Origin of the sequence: Rhizobium sp. L43, assembly GCF_002531725.1 — a bacterium.
GTDB lineage: Bacteria > Pseudomonadota > Alphaproteobacteria > Rhizobiales > Rhizobiaceae > Rhizobium.
The window spans coordinates 226,657-236,911 of the sequence record NZ_NWSQ01000010.1; the positions used below are offsets into that span (position 1 = coordinate 226,657).

General features: G+C 62.8%; 12 protein-coding genes. 7 read left to right on the top strand and 5 right to left on the bottom strand.

Annotation, left to right across the window (positions count from 1 at the left end; translation table 11 throughout):
* Positions 1–27 precede the first annotated feature (27 nt).
* From CO667_RS15520 to CO667_RS15530, 3 genes are all read left to right on the top strand, one after another.
* Positions 28–1,056: a zinc-binding dehydrogenase gene (locus tag CO667_RS15520; protein ID WP_097619193.1), complete on the top strand. Its 1,029-nt coding sequence runs from the start codon at positions 28–30 to the stop codon at positions 1,054–1,056.
* A gap of 4 nt (positions 1,057–1,060) precedes the next feature.
* Positions 1,061–1,996: a lipid A biosynthesis lauroyl acyltransferase gene (locus CO667_RS15525; RefSeq protein ID WP_097619194.1), complete on the top strand. Its 936-nt coding sequence runs from the start codon at positions 1,061–1,063 to the stop codon at positions 1,994–1,996.
* Positions 1,997–2,226: 230 nt separating this feature from the next.
* On the top strand, positions 2,227–2,943 hold the full coding sequence (locus CO667_RS15530) for a PAS domain-containing protein (protein WP_097619195.1): 717 nt from the start codon (positions 2,227–2,229) through the stop codon (positions 2,941–2,943).
* A 39-nt stretch (positions 2,944–2,982) separates the two neighbouring features.
* On the opposite strand, the gene CO667_RS15535 is transcribed toward CO667_RS15530, so the two are convergent.
* The 3 genes from CO667_RS15535 to CO667_RS15545 form a co-directional block, all read right to left on the bottom strand.
* Complete coding sequence (locus CO667_RS15535) at positions 2,983–3,342, bottom strand: VOC family protein (protein ID WP_097619196.1); 360 nt, start codon at positions 3,340–3,342, stop codon at positions 2,983–2,985.
* Complete coding sequence (locus tag CO667_RS15540; RefSeq protein WP_097619197.1) at positions 3,343–3,741, bottom strand: polyketide cyclase; 399 nt, start codon at positions 3,739–3,741, stop codon at positions 3,343–3,345.
* A gap of 70 nt (positions 3,742–3,811) precedes the next feature.
* Complete coding sequence (locus CO667_RS15545) at positions 3,812–4,603, bottom strand: helix-turn-helix domain-containing protein (protein ID WP_097619198.1); 792 nt, start codon at positions 4,601–4,603, stop codon at positions 3,812–3,814.
* Positions 4,604–4,811: 208 nt separating this feature from the next.
* Between CO667_RS15545 and gndA the strand changes: the two genes are divergently transcribed.
* From gndA to CO667_RS15565, 4 genes are all read left to right on the top strand, one after another.
* Positions 4,812–6,263 carry an NADP-dependent phosphogluconate dehydrogenase gene (gndA, locus tag CO667_RS15550; RefSeq protein ID WP_179874151.1) on the top strand — a complete coding sequence of 484 codons (1,452 nt, stop codon included), beginning with the start codon at positions 4,812–4,814 and terminating at the stop codon, positions 6,261–6,263.
* 167 nt (positions 6,264–6,430) lie between these two features.
* Entirely contained in the window at positions 6,431–6,925 is a 495-nt protein-coding gene (locus tag CO667_RS15555; protein WP_097619225.1) for an N-acetyltransferase, read from the top strand.
* 56 nt (positions 6,926–6,981) lie between these two features.
* The gene (locus tag CO667_RS15560; RefSeq protein WP_097619200.1) at positions 6,982–7,491 is read left to right on the top strand and encodes a GNAT family N-acetyltransferase; all 510 of its coding nucleotides are present in this window, start codon (positions 6,982–6,984) and stop codon (positions 7,489–7,491) included.
* Between the two features lie 105 nt (positions 7,492–7,596).
* Entirely contained in the window at positions 7,597–8,214 is a 618-nt protein-coding gene (locus tag CO667_RS15565; protein ID WP_097619201.1) for a class I SAM-dependent methyltransferase, read from the top strand.
* 13 nt (positions 8,215–8,227) lie between these two features.
* Here the strand turns inward: CO667_RS15565 and CO667_RS15570 are convergent, their stop codons facing one another.
* Together CO667_RS15570 and CO667_RS15575 are read right to left on the bottom strand one after the other, a co-directional pair.
* Positions 8,228–9,304, bottom strand: coding sequence for a D-alanine--D-alanine ligase family protein (locus tag CO667_RS15570; RefSeq protein WP_097619202.1), 1,077 nt, complete (start codon positions 9,302–9,304; stop codon positions 8,228–8,230).
* Positions 9,305–9,337: 33 nt separating this feature from the next.
* A complete protein-coding gene (locus CO667_RS15575; protein ID WP_097619203.1) occupies positions 9,338–9,952 on the bottom strand; it encodes a C39 family peptidase in 615 nt (204 codons plus the stop codon).
* Positions 9,953–10,255: the final 303 nt, after the last annotated feature.

Consider the following 10,255-nt stretch of genomic DNA (forward strand, 5'->3'; position numbering starts at 1 on the left):
ACCGCCTTGGAGGCGAGGGATTTTGCCATGCGCGCTTTGCAACTGATCGACGACCGCAAGCTTGAGATTACCGACCTGCCGGAACCCGACGCCCCTGGCGCAGGCGAGGTGACGCTGCGTGTCAAGGCAGTGGCGCTCAACCATATCGACGTCTGGGGCTGGCGCGGCATGGCATTCGCCAAGCGCAAGATGCCGCTCGTTATTGGTGCAGAGGCTTCCGGCGTCGTGGAAGCGATCGGGCCGGGCGTCGCCAACGTGCTGCCGGGCCAGTTGGTCTCGATCTACGGCGCACGCACCTGCGGCCTCTGCCGCCCCTGCCGCGAAGGCCGCGATAATCTCTGCGAACATGTCTCCGGCGTGCACGGTTTCCATCTCGACGGTTTCGCGCAGGAGAAGGTCAACCTTCCCTCGCGGCTGCTCGTTCCCGCGCCTCCCGGCGTCGACGCAATCGGTGCGGCGCTGGCGCCGGTCACCTTCGGCACGGTCGAACATATGTTGTTCGACAATGCCAAGCTCGAACCCGGCGAGACGATCCTCGTCCATGCCGGCGGCTCCGGCATCGGCACGGCGGCGATCCAGCTTGCCAAGAAGATCGGCTGCACCGTCATCACCACGGTCGGTTCCGACGACAAGATCGAAAAGGCCAAGGCGCTCGGCGCCGATCACGTCATCAACTACCGCACCGACCGCTTCGAGGGCGTGGTGCGCAAGCTCACCAAGAAGAAGGGTGTCGACGTCGTCTTCGAACATGTCGGCAAGGACACCTGGGCAGGCTCGATGCTCTGCATGAAGCGCGGCGGGCGGCTCGTCACCTGCGGCTCGACCTCGGGTGTTTCCACCGAGATGAACCTGATGATGCTGTTTCAGCAGCAATTGAAGCTCTTCGGCTCCTTCGGCTGCCGCATGGAGAACATGGCGGATGCGATGCAGAAAATGGGCCGTGGACTCGTCCATCCCGTCATCGACACCGAGGTCAGCTTCAGCGATATCGACCGGGCATTGGAACGGATGGAATCGCGCCAGATCTTCGGCAAGATCATCCTGAAGATGGATTGACCGCGTGAAGCTCTTCATCACCCGAATCGTTCTGGCGCTGAGGAATTTCCAGCAATGGCTGTTGGCGCAGGTGATGTTCGGTTTCCTGAATGTGCTGAAGCTGTTTCCGGCCGATGGCGCGATCCGCTTCGCCGACAGGCTGATGCGCCGCCTCGGCCGGCGGACCCGCCGCCACAGGCTGATGCTGACGAATCTGCGCAACGCCTTCCCCGAGAAGAGCGAGGCTGAGATCGAGGAGATCGCACTCGGCAGCTGGGGCAATATGGGTCGGCTGGCCGCCGAATATGTCTTCCTCGACCAGTTGTTCGATTTCGATCCCGAAAAGTTGGAGCCGGGCAGGGTGGAGGTGTCGGGCATCCCTGTCTTTCTCGACCTGCGTGACAATCCGCGGCCCTTCATCGTTTTCACCGGCCATACCGCCAACTTCGAACTGTTGCCGGTGGCGGGCGCTGCCTTCGGGCTTCATGTGACCGTGCTCTTCCGGCCGCCGAACAATCCTTATGTCGCCAAGAAGGTGTTCGACTTCAGGAGCGCGCGCATGGGCAAGCTGGTCCCCTCGCATGCCGGCTCCTCCTTCGCGCTCGCCCGGCAGCTGGAAGCAGGCCAGGGCGTGGGCGTGCTCGTCGACCAGAAATTCCGCAAGGGGCTGAAGGGCACCTTCTTCGGACGCGAGGTCAAGACCAATCCGCTGTTGCCGAAGCTGGTGCGCCAGTTCGATTGCGAGGTCTATCCGGCGCGCTGCATCCGGCTGCCCGGAAATCGCTACCGGCTGGAAATCGAGCCGCGGCTGGATATACCGCGCGACGCCAAGGGCAATCTCGACCTGCCGGCGGCCGCTCAGCTACTCAACGACAAGGTGGAAAGCTGGGTGCGGGAATATCCGGAACAGTGGCTCTGGTATCACGATCGCTGGCAAATCAAGCAGACGCTCGCGCCTTAGTAAGGGAGTCGCGTCGGGGCTGGAATCTGGAACCTGTTCCAAATGAAAAAGGTCCACCCTCATTTATCAGCGGTGAAAAGCGGCAGGTCCTGTCGGATTGAAACCGGGAACACTTCATGTTACCCGTCACCACTAAGGCGCGAATAATGTCTACTGCAGGGCGCATTTTAGAGGTGTAGCCAGGTCAGGTTTCGGACTCGTCTCTTGGGACAATGGGAGTTGGAGGCGTCTTGTTGGAGCTTTTTCGAGCTTTTTCCTTGCGTTGTACGCAAATCGAGGACGCCATACGCCTCGGCGACGATCAGCGCGTCACGGCGCTCGACCGCCATGTCGAGCCACTGGTCGAGGCCATCCTCGCCCACCGGGCGGTCAATCTGCTCGAAGTCTACATGCAACTGCAGTTTGTGACGTATCTCATCGGCCAGGACGCCGACGACAGCGCCAGCGTCACCGAGCACACGACGGTGCTTTCCTTCCTGCTCGACCGTTATTTCGGGACGCATGGGCCGGACTGGCGCGTGCCTTCGCCGCAGGACGTGCGCATCGAGCCGCCGGCGGCCTATGTACCGGATACCGATAACGGCCAGTTCCTCAACGCGGTGATCCTTGACAGCATGCCGGATCGGGTCGCGGTGCTGACAAGGGATTACCGCTACCTCTATTCCAATCCGGCCAACAACGCCCATCTCAACAAAAAGCCGATGGAGCTGATCGGCCGTCATCTTTCCGAATTCATCGGCGAGGAGCGGTTTGCCGAATGCGCCAAGCACAAGCTCGACACCTGTTTTGCCGGCGGCCAGATCGACTACACCTATGAGCGCTCGGCCGGCAGCGCCGGATCGCGGCAGGTGCGCTGTCGCATGTCGCCGCTGCGCGACGCAGGCGGCACGGTGATCGGCGCGCTGATCGTCATGGGAGATATCGATCAGCAGCCGCAGGCTGGCTGATCCGATCGGCTGCCTTCGGCAGCCTGATCATCGGCTGCCTCAGGCGGTCGCCCAGACGGCCAGTTCGTAACCGTCGCGGTCGAGGAAGTGGAAGCGGCGGCCGCCGGGAAAATCGGTGATCGGCCGGCAGATCGTGCCGCCGGCCCTTTCGACCGAGGTCAGCACCTCTTCCAGATCCTTGGCATAGACGACGACAAGCGGGCCGCCCGGCCGTACGGGGCCGAAATCGGTGAATCCGCCCTTCAGCCGGCCATCGTCGAATTCGCAATAGTTCGGGCCGTAATCGGTGAAACGCCAGCCGAAGGCCGAGCCGTAAAAGGCTTTGGCGGCGGCGATGTCGGCGACGTTGAATTCGACATAATCGATGCGGCGGTCGTGGTTTTCTGATTTGTCGGCCATCTATCTCTCCATCAGGGCTTTCAGCATGGCGAGATCCTTCTCGACATGGGCGGCATCGGCGGCAAATTGCGCGTCGGTCATGCCGGGCAGGCGCAACAGCGTGAACATGACCTCGCAGCCATCGCCGTTCGGCACGATGCGCAGCGCATTATAGACCCTGAGACCGGATTCGATCGTCACCGTATGGTCGATCACGCCGAATTCATTGGCTGGCACGAAGCTCACCTTGACGCTGCCAAGAGCGCCGTGAGCGATCCAGTCGGCACCGTGAGCCTCGAGGCCGGTCGCGAGGCCGGAGGCCCAGAGCGGCATATTCTCCGGCTTGCCGGCAAACTCATAGACGTCGCGCCAGTCGCGCTCAATCGACAGGTGGATGATTTTCGCGGGCATTGTCGACATGGCTTGCAGGTCCTTGGCATTTGGTTTCGGCAGAATAACAAACCGCCCGGCAGCGTCTTGAACAAAACGGTCAGTCAGGCCTTTCTCGTATGCCGAGCTGGCCAAGAATGGCGGCGGGCGTCAGCGTCGACAGTTCACCCACCTCGCGCGTCATATGGGGCTGGTCGGCAAAGCCCGCTTCGAGTGCAAGCCGGGCAAGCGGCATCGTCTCCGGCCTGCGGCAGAGGTCGAGGAAACGCTGGAACCGGCGGATGCGTTCCAACGTCTTGGCGCCATAGCCGAAATGGTGGTGGCAGCGGCGGCGCAGCTGCCTTTCGCTCATGCCGAGCCGATCGAGCAGACCGGACGCCGGGCGAGCGCTATCGGCGGCGGCGAAGATCACGGCGGCGTCACGGGCGGGTTCTGCCTCATCGCCGGTGGCTTTTTCGAGCAGGCGGCCAAACAGCGCCATGGCTGCCGAAGGATCGGGACAATCACCAAGCCGCGCCTCGAATTCGGCCGTGTCCTTCCGGCCGATGTCGCCGAGTGGTACCGAACAGCCGACCAGCGCCGAGAGCGGCGTCTTCAGCCAGGGTGCCGCGGCCCCCGGCGCAAAACGTGCGCCGATGACGGTCGCGGCAGGCTGGAGAACGGGAAAGGCCGCCGTCCTGTCGGGACCGGCGACGACCAGCCGGCCGCCGATCAAGAGGAGGTCGCAATAGCCGTCCGGCACGATCGCCACCATTGCCGGCGGTCCGTCATGCAGCGCATGCGACCAGAGCCGGCTGAAATGGCGTCTGAGCGGCGGTGGCGGCGCATACTCGCGGTAGCGGCCGGCGCGGGCCGCCAGCAGTGCCGTATCTTTCCGTCTTTCCGTTGCCAATGCGATATCTCCCGAAACGCCGATGATAACATCAGATAGGGTATTTAGGGCAGGTCGGGTGAAAACTTGCTGCCTGCCGATCAGCTTGCCGCCGGCCGGTTGTCGGACAAGTCGGCGATGCAAGCCTCATTTCATTGGCTTTTGCGAACCGATTAGACCCTTGGCAGACTTGCCGTTTGACCGAGACAGTGCCACAACACCGATCCAAATGACACATCGGAGGTTTGTCGTGGAAAAGGCAGAAATCGGACTGATCGGCCTTGCGGTCATGGGCTCCAACCTGGCGCTCAACATCGCGGAGAAAGGCAATAAAATCGCGGTGTTCAACCGCACGCCGGAGAAAACCGACGAATTCTACGAGAGCGCCGGCGATCTGAAGAAGCAGATCATTCCCTGCAAGACCATCGAAGAATTCGTCGATGCGATCCGGCCCCCGCGCCCGATCATTATCATGATCAAGGCGGGTGACGCCGTCGACCAGCAGATGGAGGCGCTGCGCCCGCATCTCTCCAAGGGCGACATCATGATCGACGCCGGCAACGCCAATTTCCGCGACACCGTCGCCCGCTTCGACCGCCTGAAGAATACCGATCTCACCTTTATCGGCATGGGTGTATCCGGCGGCGAGGAAGGTGCGCGTCACGGCCCGTCGATCATGGTCGGCGGCACCGAGGAATCCTGGAAGCGCGTCGAGAAGGTGTTGACCTCGATTGCCGCCCGCTACAATGACGAGCCCTGCGTCGCCTGGCTCGGCAATGACGGTGCCGGCCATTTCGTCAAGACCATCCACAACGGCATCGAATATGCCGACATGCAGATGATCGCCGAAATCTACGGCATCCTGCGCGACGGTCTCGGCAAGAGCGCCTCCGACATCTCCGGCATCTTCGGCGAGTGGAACAAGGGCCGGCTGAACTCCTACCTGATCGAGATCTCCGAGAAGGTGCTTGCCGCCAACGATCCGGTTTCCGGCGGGCCGATGGTCGACATGATCCTCGACAAGGCAGGCCAGAAGGGCACCGGCAAGTGGTCGGCGATCGAGGCGCAGAATATGGGCATTCCGGCAACGGCGATCGAAGCCGCAGTCGCTGCCCGCAGCCTCTCCTCGATGAAGTCTGAGCGCGAAGCCGCCGAAAAGATCTTCGGCGCCCAGGCCGTGTCCTTCCCGATCGCCTACGGTCCCGAACTCAACAAGGATCTGGAACTGGCGCTGTTTGCCGCCAAGATCGGCGCCTATGCACAGGGCTTCGCGGTGATGGCGGAAGCCTCGCGCGAGTTCAACTGGTCGCTGCCGATGCCGACGATCGCCCGTATCTGGCGCGCCGGCTGCATCATCCGCTCGCAGTTCCTCGACGAGATCACCTCGGCCTTCACCAAGGCTCCGGACGCTGCCAACCTGATCGTCACGCCCGCCTTCTCCGAGATGGTCAAGGAATCGATCCCGGCACTCCGCCGCGTCGTCGCTGCGGCGATTGCCGCCGGCCTGCCGGTGCCGGCGCTGACCTCGGCGCTGACCTATTTCGACGCCTATCGCCAGGGCAGGGGAACGGCAAACCTCATCCAGGCCCAGCGCGACTTCTTCGGCGCCCACGGCTTCGACCGCCTGGATGGCAAGGAATTCCACCACGGCCCCTGGGGCAGCGGCGCGTCAACCTTCTGAGGTTCGCCGAGAAGAGATCAAGGAAGAGCCCGGCCGTCGCGCCGGGCTTTTTCGTGGTTGCTGCCTCATGCTATCACCAGCAATCTTCGCTTGGGATCTACGGTACTTCGCTTCAATGGAATAAGACATTGTTTGCAAGCGACAACGTGGCCGAGGAATTGACCGAGATGCTGATCCGACACGAAACGCCTGATGATATCGACGCGATCCATGATCTGACCTCGACCGCGTTCAAGCCGATGTCCTACAGCGACGGTACGGAAGCGGAGATAGTCAGGAAGCTGCGCGCGGCAGGCGATCTGACGATATCGCTGATGGCAGAGCAGAACGGCGAGATCCTGGGGCATGTCGCGTTTTCGCCGGTGACGATCGACGGCGCACATGATGGCTGGTTCGGGCTGGGGCCGATATCCGTCAAGCCGGAAAGACAGCGGCAGGGGATCGGTAAAGCGCTGATTGCCAGGGGGCTCGAACTGTTGCAGGAGATGGGCGCCAGCGGATGCGCGCTAATCGGCAATCCCGATATCTATAGCCGCGTCGGGTTCAGCAGCGACGGGCAACTCAAGTATCTCGACATCGATACACGGCTGGTGCAGCGGATTGTGTTTCGCGGGTCGCCGCCAAGCGGGACGTTGCAATTCGCCTCGGCATTTGAACGCTAGAATAGTCCGTCCAACGGCCGAAACTCAAAAGCCGAGCTGACAGGGAAGGCGACGACATGTTCGAAACGGGCGCGATGACCATTGGAACTGAGCACCTCAGGCTTCGCATGCCTGATATCGACGATTTCGCCGCTTATGCGCAACTGATGGCGTCGCCGCGATCGGTCGGAATGGGCGGATCGTTCGACCTGCGTGCGGCGTGGGGGATGTTCTGTCACGACATCGCCCTGTGGCAGCTTTTCGGGCATGGAGCGCTGATGATCGAGCTTGGCGAGACCGGCGAATGCGTCGGTCAGGTGGGGATCAATCACGGACCGCTCTTTCCTGAGAAGGAGCTCGGCTGGTTCGTCTATGCGGAATATGAGGGCAAGGGCTATGCCACCGAAGCGGCCTCGGCGCTGCGCGACTGGGCCTTTGTGACGCTCAAGCTGCCGTCGCTCGTCAGCTACATCGCGCCCGGCAATGCCGCATCCGTTGCCGTTGCGGAGCGGCTGGGCGCACGCCTTGATCCCGCAGCAGCCCGAGACGATCCCAAGGATCTCGTCTACCGTCACCTGGCTTTCTGAAGCGCAGAACATGGTCGGTGGCGCCGTGCGATTGGTTGCAGGCGTCTCAGTTCTTATATGTTGATCGGCTCGGCAATCGGGCTTTGCAACAGATGGTGATATCGGATGTCAGGCGCGAAGCGGGAACACTGGGAAGATGTCTACCGTACGAAGGCTGCCGATAGCGTCAGTTGGTATCAGCCGACGCCAGGGCTCTCCTTGCGAGCGCTTGACGAGCTGCAACTGCCGGCCACGACCTCGCTGATCGATGTGGGTGGTGGCGCATCGAGCCTTGTCGACCGGCTTGTCGAGCGCGGGTGGTCCGATCTCACCGTTCTCGACATCGCCGCGCCGGCGCTCGAGGTCGCCAAGGCGCGGCTGCGGGAGGATGCCATCCGGGTTGCTTGGGTGGTGGAAGATGTCACCGTTTGGAGACCGGATCGCCATTACGATGTGTGGCACGACCGCGCCGTCTTTCACTTCCTCACCGAGCCCGAGCAGCGGCTGGCCTATCGCCGTGCGCTCGAAATCGGCACGGCGCCGGGTGGCTTCGTAATCATCGCGACCTTCGCGCCGGACGGGCCGGAGCGATGCAGCGGCTTGCCGGTCCAACGTTATGACGCGGCCGCCCTCGCGGCGGACTTCTCGCCCGCCTTCACGCTGGAGCACGACTGGCGCGAGGAGCACGCAACACCCGGCGGCGGCCGACAATCCTTCCAGTGGTGCGTCTTTAGGAGGCGCTGAACGCGCCGTCCCTTCAGCCGGCCCGGTCGGCGCGTGCCAGTCCGTGGTCCACCAACCTGTCGATGATCTCGGCGTAGCCGACGCCGCTTGCCGCCATCGCTTTGGAATACATGCTGATATCGGTGAAGCCGGGGATGGTGTTGATTTCATTGACGAGGAACCGCATGTCATCTGTCAGAAAGAAATCGACGCGGGCCATGCCGTCGCAGCCGACGGCCCGGAAGGCTCTGGCGGCCACGTCGCGCATGGCCGCCTCGACCTCTTGCGGCAGTTCGGCCGGGACTTTCAGCGCCGCTCCCTTCTCGTCGATATATTTGGCATCGTAACTGTAGAAGCCGTGGCTTTCCGCCGGCACGATCTCGCCCGGCCGGGAGACGAAGAGTTCTCCCGCCGCATCTTCCAGCACGCTGAATTCGATCTCGCGGCCGCGCACGAATTCCTCGGCAAGCAGGATGCGATCATGGCGGAAGGCCTCAGCAAGGGCGGGCGCGAATTCCTGGCTGGCATGGACCTTGGCGACGCCGACCGACGAGCCCTGCCGCGCCGGCTTGATGAAAAGCGGCAGGCCGAGCTCGGCTTCGAGGACTGTCAGCGAAGGGGCTGTGCCCTCATGGATCGTCACCGCACGCGCCACCGGCAGGCCCGCGGCCTTCAGCAGGCGTTTGGCGATGTCCTTGTCGAGTGCTGCGGCGGAGCCGAGGATGCCGCAGCCGGCGAGCGGAACGCGGGCCACCTCCGCCACACCCTGGACGGAGCCGTCTTCGCCATGCGGGCCGTGCAGCACGGGAAACAGGATGTCAATCCTTGCCAGCTCATGCGGCGCGCCATGGGCCGGCATCGCCAGCATCCGGCCCCGTCCGCCCGGCACGAGGCAGATTTCCGTTCCTGACGAAGGTGTCGCCAGCATGCCCCCCTCAAAACTGCTCAGCAGCCATTGTCCCTCTTTGGTGATGAAGATGGGGATGGCGTCGTATTTCTCGGGCTTGAGCGCGCCTATGACATTGGTTGCCGAGAGCACGGAGACGTCGTGCTCGGCCGAGCGGCCGCCGAAGAGCACGGCAATGCGCAGCCGGTTTGGGGAAGGGGTCATGAAAGCCTCCGAAACGATCTGGTGTTGAAAAGGTCAGGCACTGACCGAGATGCCGCGATTGGCGAAGAAGCGGTCGAAGACGGCAAGCGGCAGGGTGACATCGGCCTGGCTCGCCGCGTCGTGGCCGGAGGGATTGTGGAAGCGGATCGTTTCCTCGCTGGCGGCCGTCACCAGCACCAGATGCCCGCCCTTCGACGGCGGCGCGCGCTCCGGCCAGCGAATGCCCGAATGCACCGATGCGATGAAGAAGCGGCGCTTCGACAAAAGCTCCGGAATGGCCGATGCCTCGACATTGGTCATCGTCTCGGCGCCGAGCCCGAAATGGTCGGCGACGAAGCGGACGAAGGGCGCATAGATCAGCCCCTTGATCGAGGCATCGATCTCATTGACGACATAACCGCCATAACGAGTGCAGGCGCGGGCAAGCTCGAGAGTCGGATGGACCTCGCCGCGGGCGGCAAGGATCATCTTCAGGCAGGCCATGCCGCAGATGTTCACCGCCCAGCGCGCATATTCCTCGATCGTCGCCGCCCCCGATTGATGCCAGAGCGGATCGCCAAGCAGGGCCTGCGATCCCTCGGCAAGCACCGGTAGCGTCATGCCGGGTGTTTCCCATTGGCTGAAATAGGGCACGCCGCTCTGCTGCATTTTATCGATATCCCCCGTGATTCATCTCATGAGATGGCCGGCAATCTTGGCTTTTTCGAGCCGATGCCGTCTTGCGAATCCCAAGGTGGGGTGCGTTCCGGTCATTGCGCGAGCACTCAGGAGAGCCGCATCCTGAGGGGCATCGAAGGGTGTTCGGCGTGGCGGCGACATTGATGCAAGGAGGAGCGCTGCGGCATGTCCTTCGAGGCTCCGCCCTGCGGGCTGCGCGCCTCAGAGTATGTGAAGCTTTCGAATCTAATGCGTTTCAGGCCGTTGGTTGGCCGATGCCATCGCGCGTCAGAC

What these genes read in the sequence shown, in the direction of transcription:
- CO667_RS15520 (WP_097619193.1), top strand. Translation starts at nt 28, where the DNA reads ATGCGCGCTTTGCAACTGATCGACGACCGCAAGCTTGAGATTACCGAC.
- CO667_RS15535 (WP_097619196.1), bottom strand. Translation starts at nt 3,342, where the DNA reads ATGGCCGACAAATCAGAAAACCACGACCGCCGCATCGATTATGTCGAA.
- CO667_RS15540 (WP_097619197.1), bottom strand. Translation starts at nt 3,741, where the DNA reads ATGTCGACAATGCCCGCGAAAATCATCCACCTGTCGATTGAGCGCGAC.
- gndA (WP_179874151.1), top strand. Translation starts at nt 4,812, where the DNA reads ATGACACATCGGAGGTTTGTCGTGGAAAAGGCAGAAATCGGACTGATC.
- CO667_RS15555 (WP_097619225.1), top strand. Translation starts at nt 6,431, where the DNA reads ATGCTGATCCGACACGAAACGCCTGATGATATCGACGCGATCCATGAT.
- CO667_RS15560 (WP_097619200.1), top strand. Translation starts at nt 6,982, where the DNA reads ATGTTCGAAACGGGCGCGATGACCATTGGAACTGAGCACCTCAGGCTT.
- CO667_RS15565 (WP_097619201.1), top strand. Translation starts at nt 7,597, where the DNA reads ATGTCAGGCGCGAAGCGGGAACACTGGGAAGATGTCTACCGTACGAAG.
- CO667_RS15570 (WP_097619202.1), bottom strand. Translation starts at nt 9,304, where the DNA reads ATGACCCCTTCCCCAAACCGGCTGCGCATTGCCGTGCTCTTCGGCGGC.
- CO667_RS15575 (WP_097619203.1), bottom strand. Translation starts at nt 9,952, where the DNA reads ATGCAGCAGAGCGGCGTGCCCTATTTCAGCCAATGGGAAACACCCGGC.